The following is a 17,669-nucleotide window of genomic DNA, read 5'->3' as shown; positions in this document are numbered from 1 at the left end:
ATTTTCTTTTTGTAATAATCTTCTACAATCATTATACAGCTAAGAAATGCAAAATTCAAGACCAATTCTGAACGTTCGTTTGAAAAACGAGTGAAAACAACGAGAAAACGAAAGAAAATAAGAACGTTCGCTGAATCTGAACTTGGTTTAGATTGTTTGTAATTAGTAGTCTTATGTTAGATTCCTTTTTCTTTTTTCGTGAAAATGGTAGAATAGTAGGAAATATAAGAGGAAGAGTAGAGATATGAAAGAAATTAACTACACTGGGGAGGAAGTGGTTGCCTTGACAGCCACCTATTTACCGGAAGAAGATGTTATATTTGTCAAGAAAGCTTTGGATTTTGCGACAGAGGCACACAAGTCCCAATTTCGTAAATCGGGCGAACCCTATATTGTACACCCGATCCAGGTAGCAGGTATTTTAGCAGGACTCAAGCTGGATGCTGTGACGGTTGCCTGTGGTTTCTTACATGATGTGGTTGAGGATACGGATGTAACCTTGGATGATATGGAGGCTGAATTTGGTCCAGAGGTTCGCCATATTGTCGGTGGTGTGACCAAGCTGGGTAAGGTTGAGTATAAGTCACATGAGGAGCAGCTGGCTGAAAACCACCGAAATATGCTGATTGCTATGTCTCAAGATATGCGGGTAATTCTGGTCAAATTAGCCGACCGTTTGCATAACATGCGGACTCTTAAGCACTTGCGCAAGGATAAGCAGGAACGTATTTCACGTGAAACAATGGAAATCTATGCACCGCTTGCCCACCGTCTAGGTATTTCTTCTATCAAGTGGGAATTGGAAGACATGTCTTTCCGCTATCTCAATGAGATTGAATTCTACAAGATTACTCGAATGATGAGCGAGAAGCGTCGTGAACGGGAAGAGTTGGTCAATGAAGTTGTTGATAAGCTAAGAGACTATACAGAAGAGCGCCATCTACATGGTCAGATTTACGGTAGACCCAAGCATATTTACTCTATCTATCGCAAAATGCACGATAAGAAAAAGCGGTTTGATCAACTCTATGACTTGATTGCCATTCGTTGTATCATGGATACTCCGAGCGATGTCTATGCTATGTTAGGGTATATTCATGAATTGTGGAAACCTATGCCAGGTCGCTTCAAGGACTACATTGCCAACCAAAAAGCTAATGGCTACCAGTCTATTCATACCACGGTTTACGGACCGAGAGGTCCAATCGAGTTCCAAATTCGGACCATGGAAATGCATCAGGTGGCGGAATACGGGGTGGCAGCTCACTGGGCTTACAAGCGTGGTGGCAAGGCAACTGCTAGTGAAAAAGAGTTGCGCTGGATTAACAACCTGATTGAACTCCAAGAAGGGGCTGGGGATGCGCAAACCTTTGTCAATTCTGTCAAGGACGATATTTTTACAGAGCGTATTTACGTTTTCACGCCAGATGGCGCGGTGCGTGAATTGCCTAAGGACTCCGTACCGATTGACTTCGCCTATGAAATTCATACCAAGGTCGGCGAGCGGGCGACAGGTGCCAAGGTCAACGGCCGTATGGTGCCTCTGACGACCAAGCTTAAGACAGGCGATCAGGTGGAAATCATCACCTCAGCCAACTCTTTCGGTCCAAGTCGTGACTGGGTCAACCTGGTTAAAACCCACAAGGCCCGCAATAAAATCAAGCAGTTCTTCAAGAATCAGGACAAGGAATTGTCTGTTTCAAAAGGGCGTGAGATGCTTCAGAACCTACTCCAAGAAAATGGCTACGTTCCCAACCAATACCTGGACCGTCGTCACATGGATGAGGTCCTGCAAAAGACCAGCTATAAGACTGACGAATCCCTTTTTGCGGCAGTTGGTTTTGGAGAAGTTTCTGCCATATCAATCTTTAACCGTCTGACAGAAAAAGAGCGTCGCGAAGCTGAGCGGGCTAAGGCTAAAGCTGTCGCGGATGAATTGGTCAACGGTGGCGAAGTCAAACACGACAACAAAGATAGTCTGAAAATCCGTCACGAAGGTGGCGTGGTCATTGAGGGGGCATCAGGCTTGCTGATACGGATTGCCAAATGTTGTAATCCAGTACCTGGCGATGAAATTGTCGGCTATATCACCAAGGGGCGTGGGGTAGCTGTTCACCGTGTAGACTGTATGAATCTCAAGAGCCAAGAAAACTACGATGTCCGCCTGATTGATGTGGACTGGGAGGATGAAAATTCGACCAAGGAATATATGGCAAATATTGACATTTACGGTCTCAACCGCTCAGGTCTTCTCAACGATGTCCTCAAGGTTTTGACCAATGCCAGCAAGAACATTTCTTCGGTCAATGCCCAGCCGACCAAGGATATGAAGTTTGCGACCATCCACGTTTCCTTTGGTATTTCCAACCTGGCAACCTTGACCAGTCTGGTGGACAAGATCAAGTCAGTGCCAGAAGTTTACTCAGTGAAAAGGACCAACGGATAAGATGAAAATTATATTACAACGTGTATCACAGGCCAGTGTGACCATCGAAGGAAGTATCCATGGGCAAATTGAACAAGGGCTTTTGCTCCTAGTCGGTGTGGGGCCAGATGACAGCCAGGAAGACCTGGACTATGCTGTTCGAAAAATCGTCAATATGCGGATTTTTTCAGATGAGGCAGGCAAGATGAACAAGTCTGTTCAAGATATAGGGGGCAAGATTTTATCCATTTCCCAATTTACCCTTTTTGCGGATACCAAAAAAGGCAATCGCCCTGCTTTTACAGGAGCTGCTGCTCCTGCCCTAGCCAGCCAACTCTATGATGCCTTTAACCAAGCCCTAGCAGCCTTTGTGCCTGTTGAAGTGGGCGTTTTTGGGGCGGATATGGCGGTCAGTCTGGTCAATGATGGGCCGGTGACCATTGTTTTGGATACGAAAAATAAGTAAAACTTTTGGCAATGGTATGTACTCTATTTATGTATTTTGATATACTAATATTGAAAAAATAGGTATGGAGGCTGCTATGAAAAAATTGCTCACAAATCATTTCTTTTATTTGACGACTGCGTTTCTTTTGATTTTAGTGATTTACTTTAGTGGAATAGATAAACATTGGATTATTTTGGCAAGTTTTCTTTATTTTATTCCATCGCAGATTTTATACCGTCGTCGCCTAAAAGAGCGACTCCAAGAAAACCAGCCCAAGTAGGCTGGTTTTTTCGACAGTATTGGTTATTTGAAAACAATCTGCTATAATAATATTGTCAAAAAGTGGTAGTTTATGCTTTGAAGTTAGGATGGGGTGATTAGGAATATGAGAAAAATTTTTCAAGACCTTAATCAAGAGTATCTGGAAACCAGAAGTTCAGTTGGAGAAGATTGGCTGGAGTGGGTTATCCAGAGAAAGATGACCTGGGGCATGCGGTGGGGGTTGGTAGGGATTCTCATGTTTGTCTTGCAGCCTTTAACCTATAACCCTCACTTTCTATTGGGCTGTTTTTATATAGGTTTCCTACTTTGGTTAGTGTATGTATGTGGGCAACTATTTTTTGCAGCCAGATCTATTTTCCGTAATTTGAAAAAGAGGTAACTATTTATTTTAGAAGAAAAAATCGCTCAGCTTGTTTAGGCTGGGCGATTGCTTTTTTCGATGAATAATTGTTGAGCGATGGCTGTTGGGACGGCGAGCTCTTTGTCCTTGTACTGGATGGTGATGGTTTGGGCAAAGTGGTCGAAGTCTGTGACGGTTAGTAAATCGCCGACAGCTAATTCATGTTGTTCCAAGTACTGAAGGAGTTGATAGAAGTCATGGATACGGACAAGCCGGTAGTTCCCTGTCTCAGTTAGCTGTGACAGCCGTGTCTGGTAGCGTTCGATGAGCGGTTGTCCTGCTTGAGGAATGCTTCCCCCGTGAGGACAAGTTTGGGGCTGTTCCAGTAGCAGGTCTAGGCGATTGATAAAGTGATCTGAAACGGTGTGCTCTAGAATCTCAGCCTCTTCATGTACTTCTTCTGGGGAGTAGCCAAGTTGCTCAACTAAGAATACTTCAATCAAGCGGTGTTTGCGATAGAGGCTGGCTACCATTTCGAGGGCGGTTTGGCTGAGGAGATAACCTGCCTTGGCATCCTTAGAAATGAGCTCTTCGGCTACCATTTTTTTGAGCATTTCGGAAACGGCTGGTGCGGAGAAGGCCATCTTCTCTGCGATGAGTTTATTGGTAATTTTTTGGTCTAATTGACCCAGTTCATAAATACATTTTAGGTAATCTTCTTTGTTTGGTGTCATGAGAACTCGCTTTCTACTGAAACTATTATATCAAAAAATTTAAAAATCAGTTGACAAAATGATTTTTTTAGCTTAATCTAATTATATAGTTAGGTATGCTTAATAAAAATAAAAGGAGAACCTATATGAAGAAAATATTGTTCAGTTTTGCTCTGCTATTGTCCCTAATAGGGCTAGGAGCTTGTCGTCCATCGCAAACCACAGAAGGCTCTAGTAAGCCAAGGGTGGCTGTGACTACTTCCTTCCTCAATGACATGGTCTATCAGTTGGCAGGCGATGAGGTGGAACGTGATTTGCTGATTCCAGCAGGAGAAGACCCTCATTTGTACGTAGCCAAATCTAGTGATTTATCAAAATTACAAAAGGCTGACCTTGTTCTCTACCACGGTTTGCACTTTGAAGGTAAAATGGTTGAAGCTTTGGAGAAGACCGGAGTAGCTGTTTCTAAAAACTTTAATGCAAAAGACTTGAATACGATGGATGAGGATGGGGAAGAAATTGTCGATCCGCACTTTTGGTTTTCAATTCCCTTGTACAAGTCAGCTGTAGCTGTAGCTTCAGAGGAACTACAAAAACTCTTGCCTGCTAAAGCTGAGATGATTCAGAAAAATACAGAAAAATACCAAGCGCAGCTAGATGATTTGCATGCTTGGGTAGAAAAAGAATTAAGTGTGATTCCAAAAGAAAGTCGCTATTTGGTAACGCCACATGATGCCTTTAATTACTTTGCTGCTAGTTATGACTTCACTCTCTATGCTCCTCAAGGAGTGAGCACCGACTCAGAAGTGGCTAATAGTGACATGATTGAGACAGTTAACCTAATCATTGACCATAATATCAAGGCTATCTTTACAGAGTCTACAACTAATCCAGAACGCATGGAGAAATTGCAAGAGGCAGTAAAAGCCAAAGGCGGTCAGGTTGAAGTTGTTACTGGCGAAGGTAAGGAGTTATTCTCAGATTCCTTGGCACCAGAAGGCGAGGAAGGGGATACCTTTATCGACATGTACAAACATAATGTTAAACTGATGGTTAAATATCTGAAATAGTACAGATCCAACGGACTTGCTATTCAATGAAGACTAGAGAAATTGCCGAAGGTAGAGTTGATAGGTACCAATATGAGGGACAATCAATTGTTTTGAGCACAAGCAGTATAGGACTTTTTCTATAGGAGGTAGCAACGCTTGGGGGAGGATAGGCGTTAGTAGCAAATCTGAGGTCCTTGACTAGAAATACTGTTTGTAGACCTCGGTGCTGTTGGTTCACAGCGGGACTTTATATATCAGTAGTCTGTGCGTGAATAGGGATTTCAAATGAGTAGTAAAAAGGACTCGGTCTAGGTCGAGTTCTTTCCGTTTTTGGACCATTTTTAACAGAATTATAAACATACAATTGAAAGAAGCATTGGTGCTTTGCGAAAATCAAATTCATGTACTGATGTGTTGAAATGAGCGCGGTATAGGGTTTGCCAGCAATTTGTTGGTACGTATCTTAATCTTATCGACTTTCTCAGCTTGGTAGATTGGTCTGATTTTGATTTTCATTGAGTATGAATGAGGTATATCATTTTTTTAAATAGGAGGAAATATGTCAGCAATCATTGAATTAAAAGATGTTAATTTAGCATATACAGCCAGCCAGACCATGGCTTTAGAAGATGTCAATTTGGTGATTCCCAGAGGGAGTCGTACGGCTATTGTTGGACCAAATGGTGCTGGGAAGTCCAGTCTATTCAAGGTCATTTTGGGGTTGGAAAAACCTGACACAGGACAGGTTCGCTTGCTTGGTCAGGAGGCAGGTCTAGAGAGGTTGATTGCTCAAAAAGTAGCCTATATTCCCCAATCCAGTCAAGTAAACTGGCAATTTCCTGCAACAGTTTTTGAAATTGTTCTGATGGGACGCTTCGCTCATAGTAAGGGAATGTTTAGAAGACCGACTAAGGCTGATAGACAGATTATTGAGCTGGCTCTAGAGCGGTTAAAAATTGCGGATTTACGCCATCGTCAGATTGATCAGCTTTCAGGTGGGCAGCGTCAGCGGGTCTTTCTAGCCAGAGCCCTGGCACAGGAAGCAGAATTGTACCTTATGGATGAGCCTCTGGCAGGGATTGATCAGGCAACAGAAATCATGATCATGGATATGCTCAAGGAGTTCCAATGTGAAGGGAAAACTTCCATTGTCATTCATCATGACTTAACGACGCTGGATGCCTACTTTGATCACCTTGTCTGGCTTCATAAGCATGTGATTGATTCTGGTCCGATGGATGAGACTTTGACAAGTGAGAATTATCAGGCGACCTACGGTATAGGAAATGGGCTGTTTCTAGGAAATGCCAAAGGAGGCAGTCATGTTTGAGGTTTTCAAAGAGTATTCTTTCTGGACAGTCGCTTTAGGGACCGTTAGCCTAGCTGTGGCAACCAGTACTATCGGAAGTATATCTGTTCTTACAAAACAGAGTTTGCTTGGGGATGCTCTTGGGCATGCTTCTTATCCTGGAGTGATTGTCTCTTTCATGATTTTTCAGTCGCGACATCCTCTCTACTTGCTGTTAGGAGCAGTGTTGTCAGGCTACCTTTCTTATGCACTTGTCCATTGGCTGCGTCGAAAAGGTGGTCACAGTCTAGTCAATGCCCTTTCGTTGGTATCTGCTTCTTTCTTTGGTTTGGGCATGGTCTTGAAAAATGCTATTCAGGGAAATGAAGTCTTTGCAGGTGCTTCCCAAGCTGGATTGCAAACCTATCTATTTGGACAGGCAGCCTTTATTCAGCTGGATGATGTGATACTCATCGGAATTATTTCTCTATTGGCTTTGGTATTGTTTGCTTTCTTTTATCAAGACTATAAGCTGTATCTGTTTGATCAAACTTTTGCAAGGGTTATTGGTGTTCGTGTAAAGTACTTACAGCAGTTGACGATGTTTTTAATGATTTGCCTAATTGCAGTAGGATTAAAGTTAGTCGGGGCTATTTTGATGAGTAGTTTTTTGATTGCGCCAGCTGTCTTTGGCTTGATGCTGGGAAAATCGTATCACAAGAGTCTGTTACTGGCAGGAATCGTTGCAATTGGGTCGGCTTTTGTAGGGACCTGGATTAGCTCTAGTGTATCTGGCTTGTCGACCGGACCGACTATTATCGTCTGTCTGACAGGTCTGACCTTGTCTGCATTTGTGTATGTTACCTATGTCAGAAAGGAGAATGGTCGTGTTTGAAGTATTACTCATTTTGATGGTTATTGCTAGTTCTTGTGGCTTGCTTGGCTCGATACTGGTTGTAAAAAATCAATCGATGCTGGCAGATGCGCTATCGCATTCTGTCTTGCTTGGGATTGTTCTGGGATTTTTTATTAGTCATAGTTTGGATTCGCCGTTGCTAATAGTTGGTGCTAGTCTGTTTGGGTTATTATCGGTTCTTGCCATTGACCGTCTGCATAGTCGAAAGATAGCGCATGATGCCGCAACAGGTCTAGTTTTTTCTTTCTTTTTTGCGGTGGCGGTTTTGCTTATTTCTCTTTTTGCTCGCAATGTTCACTTGGATGTGGATCTGGTTTTGCAGGGGGAAGTACTTTTTGCTCCGCTCCATCGTATGGATGTTCTAGCCTGGTCACTCCCTGTTAGTCTGGTCAAGTCGAGTTTGGCTTGGTTGGTTATCGTTCTATTTTTTGTTTGGGCTTACCATCGTTTACAAGTGTACCTATTTGACAGCAACCATGCTCGTTTGTCTGGCTTACGAACAAGGATGTTAGAAATGGTCATTTTGATTCTAGTTTCCTTAACTACTGTTCTGGCCTTTGAAGCGATTGGCTCGATGACTGTTATTGTTTTCTTGGTGGCACCAAGTATGGCTGCCCTACGTTGGGTCAAATCCTTTTGGCAATTGCTTCTTTTAGGGCAAGGTATCGCTATTCTAACGGTTGTGCTAGGTTTTTTAGTGGCCAATCAACTGGATTTAACCATGTCAGGGACCTGTGCCGTTGTCAGCCTTCTTGTGGTTTGCTCGAGTATTATTTTAAAAAATACTTGGTCACGGTCATCTGATAAGTGAAATTGTCAGAATTTTTTGTTATTATAGTCATTAAGAAAGACAAAGGAGAAAATCAATGACACGTTTACAAGATGATTTTTACGAATACGTCAATGGTGAATGGGCAAAAACAGCCGTGATTCCAGATGATAAGCCAAGAACAGGTGGTTTCTCAGACCTGGCGGACGAGATTGAAAAGCTCATGATTGACACGACCAATGCTTGGTTAGCGGGAGAAAACGTCCCAGAAGATAGCGTTTTGCAAAACTTTGTGGCTTTTCACAAACAAGTAGCTGACTATGAAACCCGTGACCGTTTGGGGGCAGAACCTGCCCAGGCCTTGATTGCAGAGTACAAGGCTCTTAACTCTTTCGAAGAATTCACTAGCAAGCTGGCAGAATATGAGTTGGCAGGCAAGCCAAACCTCATGCCTTTCGGTGTGGCACCTGACTTTATGGACGCGACCACCAATGTCCTCTGGGCAGATTCTCTAGGTATTATCTTGCCAGATACGACCTACTATGAAGAAGGTCATGAAAAAGGAGCCGAATTGCTCAAAATGTGGAGAGAGAGTCAAGAAGCTCTCTTGCCTAAGTTCGGTTTCAGCGATGAGGAAATCAAGGACCTATTAGACAAACGTTTGGAATTGGATGCCAAGGTTGCCAAGTATGTCTTGTCAAATGAAGAGGGGTCTGAATATGCCAAACTCTATCATCCGTATGAGTGGGCAGATTTTACTGCCTTGGCGCCAGAGTTGCCTTTGGATGATTTCTTTACAGTGATTTTAGGGCAAACGCCAGACAAGATTATCGTGCCTGAGGAACGCTTCTGGCAGGCTGCTAAGGAAATTTACAGTGCGGATAATTGGGAGCTTTTGAAGTCGACCTTGATTTTGAAAGCGGCAGGAGCTTATACAGCCTTCCTATCGGATGAAATCCGTATTCTAGCAGGAGCTTACAGCCGTGCCCTTTCTGGTACACCGCAGGCTCAAAATCAAGAAAAAGCAGCCTACAATCTGGCACAAGGCTACTTTAACCAAGCCCTCGGTCTTTGGTATGCTGGAGAAAAATTCTCACCAGAAGCCAAGGCCGATGTGGAAGCAAAAGTTGCTAAGATGATTGAGGTCTACAAGTCTCGTTTGGAAACGGCAGACTGGTTGGCTCAGGAAACGCGTGACAAGGCCATTGTCAAACTCAATGTTATCAAGCCTTACATCGGCTACCCGGAAGCCTTGCCAGAGCGTTACTATAAGAAAATTGTTGACCCAAGCAAGTCCTTGGTGGAAAATGCTATCGAACTAAACAAGATTGACATTGCTCATGGTTGGAGCAAGTGGAACAAGCCTGTGGACATTAAAGAATGGGGCATGCCAGCTCACATGGTCAACGCCTACTATAACCCGCAGAAAAACTTGATTGTCTTCCCAGCGGCGATTTTGCAGGCGCCATTCTACTCGCTGGAGCAGTCTTCATCAGCTAACTATGGTGGAATCGGTGCGGTTATTGCCCACGAGATTTCCCATGCCTTTGACTCAAACGGTGCTTCCTTCGATGAGCATGGTAGCCTTAATAACTGGTGGACAGAGGAAGATTATGCAGCCTTTGAAGCTCGTACTCAGCAGGTCATTGACCAGTTTGAAGGTCAGGATTCTTATGGTGCCAAAATCAATGGTAAATTGACCGTGTCAGAAAACATTGCCGACCTTGGTGGGATTGCAGCAGCCTTAGAAGCAGCCAAGTCAGAAGAAGACTTCTCCGCTGAGGAATTCTTCACCAACTTTGCTCGTATCTGGCGAATGAAGGCCCGTCCTGAGTTCATGCAGATGTTGGCAAGTGTGGATGTCCATGCACCAGGTCACCTACGTACCAACATCCAGTTGCCAAACTTCGATGAATTCCATGAAACATTTGGCGTTCAAGAAGGCGACGGCATGTGGCGTGCAAAAGAAGACCGCGTGATTATTTGGTAAAAATGGGAAAACAGCTAGTGAAAACTGGCTGTTTTTGTCTTTCCCAATTCCCCAAAAACGTGATATAATAGTAAAGATAATTTATTGACATGGAGAAATGACATGAGCTTCTACAATCACAAGGAAATCGAGCCCAAATGGCAGGAATTTTGGGCAAAAAATCATACTTTTAAAACGGGAACAGATGCAGATAAGCCAAACTTTTATGCCCTAGATATGTTCCCTTATCCGTCTGGAGCAGGCTTGCACGTTGGTCACCCTGAGGGCTATACTGCGACGGACATTCTCAGCCGTTACAAGCGTGCCCAAGGCTACAACGTTCTTCACCCAATGGGTTGGGATGCTTTCGGTCTGCCTGCGGAGCAATACGCTATGGATACGGGAAATGACCCAGCTGACTTTACAGCAGAAAACATTGCCAACTTCAAGCGTCAGATTAACGCCCTTGGCTTTTCTTATGACTGGGATCGCGAGGTCAACACGACTGATCCTAACTACTACAAGTGGACCCAGTGGATTTTCACCAAGTTGTATGAAAAAGGCCTGGCCTACGAGGCAGAAGTGCCTGTCAACTGGGTGGAGGAATTGGGAACAGCTATCGCCAACGAAGAAGTCCTTCCTGACGGAACATCTGAGCGTGGTGGCTACCCAGTTGTTCGCAAGCCAATGCGTCAATGGATGTTGAAAATCACAGCCTATGCAGAGCGCTTGCTCAATGACCTAGAAGAAGTTGATTGGCCAGAGTCGATCAAGGATATGCAACGCAACTGGATTGGTAAGTCAACTGGTGCCAATGTGACCTTCAAAATCAAGGACACAGACAAGGACTTCACCGTTTTCACAACTCGTCCAGATACCCTATTTGGTGCGACCTATGCTGTCCTTGCCCCTGAGCATGACTTGGTCGACAGCATCACATCGCCTGAGCAGGCAGAAGCTGTGGCAGAGTACAAACGCCAAGCTTCTCTTAAATCAGACCTTGCTCGTACAGACCTTGCCAAAGACAAGACAGGTGTTTGGACAGGTGCCTACGCGATTAACCCAGTCAATGGTCGTGAAATTCCAATCTGGATTGCTGATTATGTCCTTGCAAGCTACGGAACAGGTGCTATTATGGCCGTTCCTGCCCACGATGAGCGTGACTGGGAATTTGCTAAACAATTTGGTTTGGATATCATTCCAGTTTTGGAAGGTGGCAATGTAGAAGAAGCACCTTACACAGAAGATGGTGCCCACATCAACTCTGACTTCCTAGATGGTCTCAATAAGGAAGAAGCTATTGCCAAAATGGTGGCTTGGTTGGAAGAAAATGGTCTCGGTCAGGAGAAAATTTCTTACCGCCTCCGTGACTGGCTTTTCAGCCGTCAACGTTATTGGGGTGAGCCAATTCCAATCATCCACTGGGAAGACGGTACTTCCACAGCAGTCCCAGAAAATGAGTTACCTCTGGTATTGCCAAAAACCTCAGACATCAAGCCTTCAGGTACAGGGGAGTCCCCTCTTGCTAACTTGACAGACTGGTTGGAAGTGGTGCGTGAAGACGGCGTCAAAGGTCGCCGTGAGACCAACACCATGCCACAATGGGCGGGTTCTAGCTGGTACTACCTTCGCTATATCGATCCACACAACGATGAGAAATTGGCAGACGAGGAGCTTCTCAAAGCTTGGTTGCCAGTGGACATCTACATCGGTGGTGCCGAGCACGCGGTTCTTCACTTGCTTTATGCTCGTTTCTGGCACAAGTTCCTTTATGACCTTGGCGTTGTACCGACCAAAGAGCCATTCCAAAAACTCTTTAACCAAGGGATGATTTTGGGAACTAGCTACCGCGACAGCCGTGGTGCCCTTGTAGCGACAGATAAAGTTGAAAAACGTGATGGTTCTTTCTTCAACATCGAAACTGGTGAAGAGTTGGAGCAGGCACCTGCTAAGATGTCTAAGTCTCTTAAAAACGTGGTTAACCCAGATGATGTGGTCGAGCAATTCGGTGCGGACACTCTCCGTGTCTACGAGATGTTCATGGGCCCACTTGATGCTTCGATTGCCTGGTCAGAAGAAGGTCTCGAGGGCAGCCGTAAGTTCCTTGACCGTGTTTATCGCCTCTTGACGACCAAAGAGCTTGTGGCGGAAAATAGCGGAGCGCTTGATAAAGTTTACAATGAAACTGTGAAGACGGTGACAGAACATATTGAAGACCTGAAATTCAACACGGCTATCGCCCAGCTCATGATTTTTGTCAACGCAGCCAACAAGGAAGGCAAGCTCTACGTCGAATACGCCAAAGGCTTTGTCCAATTGATCGCCCCATTTGCACCACACTTGGCAGAAGAACTCTGGCAGGGTCTGACAAATACTGGTCAGTCAATCAGCTATGTCGCATGGCCAACTTATGACGAAAGCAAGCTGGTAGAAAGCGAAGTGGAAATCGTTGTCCAAATCAAAGGCAAAGTAAAAGCTCGCTTGACCGTAGCCAAAGACCTAGCACCAGCTGAACTTGAAAAAGTTGCCCTTGCAGACGAAAAAGTCCAAGCTGAAATCGCTGGGCAAACAGTGGTGAAGGTGATTAGTGTACCGAACAAACTAGTCAATATTGTTGTGAAGTAACCAAATTAGTGAATATCCTAGCGAAATAAATGTAAATAATAAGAAAACGACTTCCGTATTGGAGGTCGTTTTTTTGACAAAAAGTCCGAACACTGTGATTGTTAAGAGATTGCAAGTTGTCTGTAATATTTGTTACATTTCTTTAAGCTCTCTGCAAGGATTATCCCTTAGGATAGATAGGGCAGAAAAACACGAAGGAATCAAATATTATGAGTTATCAAATGATAAAAAAACAATTCAAATTGGGACTGTTTACAGCCCTCATAGGAAATCTTTTATGGTTGGGAATGGTGAATGTCAGTGCAGATGACACAGTTATAAGCGATAGTCCGACAGTATCAGCGTTAACAAAAAAGGTTGAAGCTGCAAAAATAGCAGCCAAAGCTGCTGCAGAAAAAATTGTAGCTGAGAAAGCTGCAGCCACTGCAAAGGCTGCTTTGGCTACCAATATGGTGTCAGAGGTTGCTGTGGAATATACGGCTAATACCTATCCAGCTGGTCAGTGTACTTGGGGTGCCAAAGAAATGGCTCCTTGGGTTGGAAACTATTGGGGTAATGGTGGAGATTGGGCAGCTAGTGCGGCAGCGCTTGGATATGAAGTGGGAACTACTCCAAAAGTTGGCGCTATTGCTGTATGGACAGATGGAGGCTACGGTCATGTTGCCTATGTAACAGATGTGGCAGCTAACGGGCACATTCAAGTTAAGGAATCAAACTATGGTGGAGTATACTGCCCAAGTAATGTCCGAGGTTTCTTTGACCCAACAACGACTAGCGAAGGAACAGTCAGCTATATTTACCCACCGGCTGGAGTATAATTAATATGAGATATAAAGACCGAGTAGGTCTCAGATTGAAGAAAAAGTCCATTTTGGGCAATTTTCTTCAATCTTTTTTCTTTATGTTGAAAATAAAATAACTCTCAGAAACGATGAAATACCAATGTTTCTAAGAGTTTAATGACTTGCTATCTTTCGCAAACCTCTTCAATTTTTAATATTTTTAGGAGTTCGTCTACGTTCAGAGACCGAGTAGGTCTTTTTTTATGCTCCGATACTTGATTAAAATTTTTAATGTCCCTGATAGAAAAAATATATTGGCTGGAAATAGTTATTCATGATACTATTGTAAAATCTGAAAAAGAAAGTGTGTTTTAATTATGAAGAAAATAGCTATGTTTACAAGTTTATTGTTTGCGGGTATCGTGTTAGCAGCATGCAATTCATCTGCAGGTACATCGAATAGTACAGACCAAACCCTCTTGGCACAAATTAAGGAAGAAGGCGTTATTCAAATCGGTACTGAAGGTGCCTATGCTCCTTACTCTTACCACGATGAGAGCGGAAAGTTGGTCGGTTATGATGTAGAAGTAGCCGAAGCCGTTGCTGAGAAATTGGGTGTTAAGGTGGAATTTGTTGAAACAGAATGGGATTCCATGATTGCAGGTTTGGATGCGGCCCGTTTTGATACTATCGCTAACCAAGTTGGTATTACAGATGAGCGTAAGGTAAAATACGATTTTTCAACACCATATACATACATCTATGGAGCCTTGGTGACGCAAAAAGATAATACTGACATTACAAGCTTTGCAGATTTGTCAGGTAAGAAGTCAGCCAACAGCTTGACAAGTAACTGGGCAGATTTGGCGCGTGAAAATGGTGCAGAAGTTGTCGGTGTGGATGGATTCTCTCAGGCAGTTGAATTGTTGAACACAGGGCGTGTGGATGCTACCATCAATGACAACTTGGTGTACTTGGATTATGTGAAACAGCATGCTGATGCACCGATTAAGGTTGTGACCTTGACGGATGACGTATCGACAACAGCCTTCCCAGTTGCAAAAGGAAATGAAGATCTTGTGAAAGAGATTGATGCAGCCTTGGCAGAATTGGCTAGTGAAGGAAAATTAGCTGAAATTTCAAACAAATACTTTGGTGAAGACGTATCAAAAGCTAAGTAATCAGGAGAAACAATGACAGAGAGAGTATGGCAACTATTGCTTGATTCATTTTCACAAATACTTGTTCCAGGATTGTTGGTGACTATCCCACTGACAATCCTGTCTTTTACCTTTGGCTTGTTAATTGCTATTGGGACTGCCTTGGTGCAAATTGCTCAGATTCCCATTCTCAAACAAGTGGCTCGTTTCTATATTTGGGTTGTTCGAGGGACACCACTCTTGGTTCAACTCTATGTGATATTCTTTGGGCTACCAAGTCTAGGAATTGTCTTGGATGCCTTTCCGTCGGCGGTTTTGGTTTTTTCTGTCAATACAGGTGCCTACGCTGCGGAAACCATACGGGCTTCTATCGAGTCCGTGCCTAAGGGGCAGTTGGAGGCTGGCTATTCTGTCGGGATGAGTTTTGCCCAGACCATGCGTCGGATTATTCTCCCACAGGCCTTTCGAGTGGCCTTCCCGCCCTTGTCGAATACCTTGATTGGATTGGTTAAGGACACATCGCTGGCTGCCAATATCACGGTCTTGGAGATGTTTATGGCGACTCAGCAGATTGCAGCAAGGACCTATGAACCGTTTGCCCTCTATTGTGAGGTGGCCCTTGTTTATCTACTCTTTTCAACTATTTTGACCAAGCTTCAAGCCTATGGCGAGAAGAAGTTGGCAGTCTATTAGGAGGTTCAGATGATTCAAGCAAATGGAGTAAAGCTGGCCTTCGGTGGTCAGCAGGTGTTAAAAGGAATTGATGTAGAGGTCAATCCAGGTGAGGTGGTCGTCATTTTAGGTCCATCTGGATCAGGAAAAACGACTCTTCTTCGTTCTTTAAACTTTTTGGAAAAAGCTGACGCGGGTCACTTAGTCTTCGGTGAGGACAGCTATGACTTGGCTCAGATGACCAAGAAGGACATTGCAGGCATTCGCAAGCGCACAGCCTTCGTTTTTCAAAACTATAATCTCTTTGCCAACAAGACTGCCTTACAAAACGTGACGGAAGGTTTGATTGTGGCTCGAAAAGTACCCAAACAAGAGGCTGAAAGAATCGGTAAAGCAGCCTTGGACAAGGTGGGGCTATCTGATAAATATGGTTTCTATCCAAGCCAGCTATCAGGCGGTCAGCAGCAACGGGTCGGCATTGCCAGAGCCATTGCGACCAATCCCGAGGTCATCTATTTTGATGAACCGACCTCGGCCTTGGATCCTGAGTTAATCGGTGAGGTCCTGGCTGTCATGATGCAGTTGGCCAAAGAAGGTATGACCATGGTGGTTGTGACGCACGAGATGGGCTTTGCGCGTGCGGTAGCTGATCGAGTCATATTTATGGATGGTGGTCGGATTATCGAAGAAGGTCGACCAGAAGACATTTTTGACCAGCCAAAAGAAGAACGTACTAAGCAATTCTTAGCTCGCATTCAAAAGGTAGATGTTGAGTAAGCTAAGCAAATTAATTTATCTTATTCATTTCCATAATCGTACAGAAAATGGACAGAATTTAACAAAGATACTTCAATTGTTAGACATTGATTGGTCTAGCGGTTGGAGTATTTTTTGTTTAGAGGGAATGGATATTCTTATATAGTACTTTTAGCACGAGGCGATGAGCCACAGGCATAGATGAAGTTAGGCAAGGTAAGCTAAGGAAGTAATAGGAGGAAAACTAAATGACGATAAATGTATTCGAAAGGTCTTTACTTTTTAGTAATAAATAGTATATAATAACCTAAAGAAAACGTTTGCACGATTTTGACTGTTTGCTTGCTAAAAGATAAGCAACAGAAATAGAATTAGGGAGGAGTTCTATGACGACATTAGCCGATGTGGCTAGGTTAGCCAATGTATCAAAGATGACTGTTTCGCGTGTCATCAACCATCCAGAACAAGTTACACAAGAGCTGCGGACACTCGTAACAGCTGCGATGGAAGAATTAAACTATAAGCCAAATGTGGCGGCCAAGGCCTTGGCTCAGCAACGGACATTGATTGTTCAGGCTGTCATTCTCGAAAAGATGGATGTGGTAGAGCCGTACTATATCGACCTTCTTGCAGGAATCGCTGATGAGCTCAATCATCGAAATTATACTTTGCAGTTGGTGACCAATCCAAGTCAGATTACTGATCAATGTGATGGTTACATTGTGACTGGTGCTCGAAAGGATGACTATCCCTGGCTGAAAGGTCTGCGGAAGCCATTGATTTTATTCGGGGAGAATCAAGAAGGTCTTCCTTTTGTAGATTCAGACAATCGTTTGGCGACTAGGTCCGCAACCCAGTTTGCTTTATCAAAAGGTTATGAGAGGATTGTTTTTGTAGGGATTGACTTGCCCGAAGCCTTTGAAAAAGGGAGAGAAGAAGGTTACAAAGATGCGATGCAGGGCCGAGAAACTCATCTCTATCGATTGGAAAATCGTTCTCGTGTTGCGGAAGAATTTGTGAAAAATCTTGATTATTTACCAGAAAACACCTGCTTTATCTGCGCATCGGATCGTCTCGCTCTTGGGGTTACAAGAGGTTTACAGGCTCTAGGAAAGTCTATTCCGAATGACGTTGGGGTGATTGGTTTTGACGGCTTCTTTTTAGATCGGATGTCCAGACCAGCCTTGACGACGATGAAGCAGCCGATTCGACAAATGGGGGCTCTTAGTGTCAAACATTTAATGACGATATTGGATGGCAAGCCTCTGGCTAGACAGGGGCATTACTGCCAGGCAACCTTAATTGAAAGGGAGACTACACCTCAGTAGTCTCTTTTTTTGCTCAGTGGGCCGTCTAGGAGCAAAAGAGGAGGAGCTATTTATTCTATTTTTGTTAGATAGTAGTTCAAAACTTGTTACCGCTAACATTTAAGAAAACGTTTGCAAAGACTCCTTGGAATTGTATATACTGGT

The 17,669-nt window shown here is 43.9% G+C and carries 15 protein-coding genes; 14 read left to right on the top strand and 1 reads right to left on the bottom strand.

All coding sequences use genetic code 11. The features are described 5' to 3' along the window. The first annotated feature begins 244 nt into the window (after nucleotides 1-244). From GPW69_RS10060 to GPW69_RS10050, 3 genes are all read left to right on the top strand, one after another. Entirely contained in the window at nucleotides 245-2,446 is a 2,202-nt protein-coding gene (locus GPW69_RS10060; RefSeq protein WP_014636726.1) for a RelA/SpoT family protein, read from the top strand. A 1-nt stretch (nucleotide 2,447) separates the two neighbouring features. Continuing rightward, the gene (gene dtd, locus GPW69_RS10055; protein ID WP_074391247.1) at nucleotides 2,448-2,891 is read left to right on the top strand and encodes a D-aminoacyl-tRNA deacylase; all 444 of its coding nucleotides are present in this window, start codon (nucleotides 2,448-2,450) and stop codon (nucleotides 2,889-2,891) included. Between the two features lie 76 nt (nucleotides 2,892-2,967). Next, nucleotides 2,968-3,153, top strand: a complete 186-nt coding sequence (locus GPW69_RS10050; protein WP_171841460.1) for a hypothetical protein — start codon at nucleotides 2,968-2,970, stop codon at nucleotides 3,151-3,153. 416 nt (nucleotides 3,154-3,569) lie between these two features. On the opposite strand, the gene GPW69_RS10040 is transcribed toward GPW69_RS10050, so the two are convergent. Further along, the gene (locus GPW69_RS10040; RefSeq protein ID WP_074391244.1) at nucleotides 3,570-4,229 is read right to left on the bottom strand and encodes a metal-dependent transcriptional regulator; all 660 of its coding nucleotides are present in this window, start codon (nucleotides 4,227-4,229) and stop codon (nucleotides 3,570-3,572) included. A gap of 125 nt (nucleotides 4,230-4,354) precedes the next feature. Between GPW69_RS10040 and GPW69_RS10035 the strand changes: the two genes are divergently transcribed. From GPW69_RS10035 to GPW69_RS09980, 11 genes are all read left to right on the top strand, one after another. Next, nucleotides 4,355-5,278 carry a metal ABC transporter solute-binding protein, Zn/Mn family gene (locus GPW69_RS10035; RefSeq protein WP_024408065.1) on the top strand — a complete coding sequence of 308 codons (924 nt, stop codon included), beginning with the start codon at nucleotides 4,355-4,357 and terminating at the stop codon, nucleotides 5,276-5,278. Between the two features lie 541 nt (nucleotides 5,279-5,819). Then, nucleotides 5,820-6,590: a metal ABC transporter ATP-binding protein gene (locus tag GPW69_RS10025; protein WP_074391243.1), complete on the top strand. Its 771-nt coding sequence runs from the start codon at nucleotides 5,820-5,822 to the stop codon at nucleotides 6,588-6,590. Beyond that, nucleotides 6,583-7,443 carry a metal ABC transporter permease gene (locus tag GPW69_RS10020; RefSeq protein ID WP_074391242.1) on the top strand — a complete coding sequence of 287 codons (861 nt, stop codon included), beginning with the start codon at nucleotides 6,583-6,585 and terminating at the stop codon, nucleotides 7,441-7,443. Before GPW69_RS10025 ends, GPW69_RS10020 begins: the two co-directional genes overlap by 8 nt. After that, nucleotides 7,436-8,275, top strand: coding sequence for a metal ABC transporter permease (locus GPW69_RS10015; RefSeq protein ID WP_074391241.1), 840 nt, complete (start codon nucleotides 7,436-7,438; stop codon nucleotides 8,273-8,275). Before GPW69_RS10020 ends, GPW69_RS10015 begins: the two co-directional genes overlap by 8 nt. Nucleotides 8,276-8,330: 55 nt before the next feature. Beyond that, the gene (locus GPW69_RS10010) at nucleotides 8,331-10,223 is read left to right on the top strand and encodes a M13 family metallopeptidase (protein WP_074391240.1); all 1,893 of its coding nucleotides are present in this window, start codon (nucleotides 8,331-8,333) and stop codon (nucleotides 10,221-10,223) included. A gap of 102 nt (nucleotides 10,224-10,325) precedes the next feature. Beyond that, nucleotides 10,326-12,827, top strand: a complete 2,502-nt coding sequence (leuS, locus tag GPW69_RS10005; protein WP_044680373.1) for a leucine--tRNA ligase — start codon at nucleotides 10,326-10,328, stop codon at nucleotides 12,825-12,827. A gap of 209 nt (nucleotides 12,828-13,036) precedes the next feature. After that, nucleotides 13,037-13,645, top strand: a complete 609-nt coding sequence (locus GPW69_RS10000; protein WP_171841459.1) for a CHAP domain-containing protein — start codon at nucleotides 13,037-13,039, stop codon at nucleotides 13,643-13,645. Between the two features lie 356 nt (nucleotides 13,646-14,001). After that, entirely contained in the window at nucleotides 14,002-14,790 is a 789-nt protein-coding gene (locus GPW69_RS09995) for an amino acid ABC transporter substrate-binding protein (RefSeq protein ID WP_228381388.1), read from the top strand. 12 nt (nucleotides 14,791-14,802) lie between these two features. Beyond that, complete coding sequence (locus tag GPW69_RS09990) at nucleotides 14,803-15,462, top strand: amino acid ABC transporter permease (RefSeq protein ID WP_002938543.1); 660 nt, start codon at nucleotides 14,803-14,805, stop codon at nucleotides 15,460-15,462. A 9-nt stretch (nucleotides 15,463-15,471) separates the two neighbouring features. Continuing rightward, nucleotides 15,472-16,218, top strand: a complete 747-nt coding sequence (locus tag GPW69_RS09985; RefSeq protein ID WP_024414065.1) for an amino acid ABC transporter ATP-binding protein — start codon at nucleotides 15,472-15,474, stop codon at nucleotides 16,216-16,218. 365 nt (nucleotides 16,219-16,583) lie between these two features. Continuing rightward, nucleotides 16,584-17,525 (top strand): LacI family DNA-binding transcriptional regulator, encoded by a 942-nt coding sequence (locus GPW69_RS09980; protein WP_002939863.1) that lies wholly within the window; start codon nucleotides 16,584-16,586, stop codon nucleotides 17,523-17,525. Nucleotides 17,526-17,669 lie beyond the last annotated feature (144 nt).

This window comes from Streptococcus suis (assembly GCF_902702775.1).
Classification (GTDB): Bacteria; Bacillota; Bacilli; order Lactobacillales; family Streptococcaceae; genus Streptococcus; species Streptococcus hashimotonensis.
This window is presented reverse-complemented; position numbering and strand designations above follow the sequence as displayed.

Excerpts from the sequence above, each read along its gene's own strand:
- GPW69_RS10060 (WP_014636726.1), top strand. The coding sequence starts at position 245 with ATGAAAGAAATTAACTACACTGGGGAGGAAGTGGTTGCCTTGACAGCC.
- dtd (WP_074391247.1), top strand. The coding sequence starts at position 2,448 with ATGAAAATTATATTACAACGTGTATCACAGGCCAGTGTGACCATCGAA.
- GPW69_RS10050 (WP_171841460.1), top strand. The coding sequence starts at position 2,968 with ATGAAAAAATTGCTCACAAATCATTTCTTTTATTTGACGACTGCGTTT.
- GPW69_RS10040 (WP_074391244.1), bottom strand. The coding sequence starts at position 4,229 with ATGACACCAAACAAAGAAGATTACCTAAAATGTATTTATGAACTGGGT.
- GPW69_RS10035 (WP_024408065.1), top strand. The coding sequence starts at position 4,355 with ATGAAGAAAATATTGTTCAGTTTTGCTCTGCTATTGTCCCTAATAGGG.
- GPW69_RS10025 (WP_074391243.1), top strand. The coding sequence starts at position 5,820 with ATGTCAGCAATCATTGAATTAAAAGATGTTAATTTAGCATATACAGCC.
- GPW69_RS10020 (WP_074391242.1), top strand. The coding sequence starts at position 6,583 with ATGTTTGAGGTTTTCAAAGAGTATTCTTTCTGGACAGTCGCTTTAGGG.
- GPW69_RS10010 (WP_074391240.1), top strand. The coding sequence starts at position 8,331 with ATGACACGTTTACAAGATGATTTTTACGAATACGTCAATGGTGAATGG.
- leuS (WP_044680373.1), top strand. The coding sequence starts at position 10,326 with ATGAGCTTCTACAATCACAAGGAAATCGAGCCCAAATGGCAGGAATTT.
- GPW69_RS10000 (WP_171841459.1), top strand. The coding sequence starts at position 13,037 with ATGAGTTATCAAATGATAAAAAAACAATTCAAATTGGGACTGTTTACA.
- GPW69_RS09995 (WP_228381388.1), top strand. The coding sequence starts at position 14,002 with ATGTTTACAAGTTTATTGTTTGCGGGTATCGTGTTAGCAGCATGCAAT.
- GPW69_RS09990 (WP_002938543.1), top strand. The coding sequence starts at position 14,803 with ATGACAGAGAGAGTATGGCAACTATTGCTTGATTCATTTTCACAAATA.
- GPW69_RS09985 (WP_024414065.1), top strand. The coding sequence starts at position 15,472 with ATGATTCAAGCAAATGGAGTAAAGCTGGCCTTCGGTGGTCAGCAGGTG.
- GPW69_RS09980 (WP_002939863.1), top strand. The coding sequence starts at position 16,584 with ATGACGACATTAGCCGATGTGGCTAGGTTAGCCAATGTATCAAAGATG.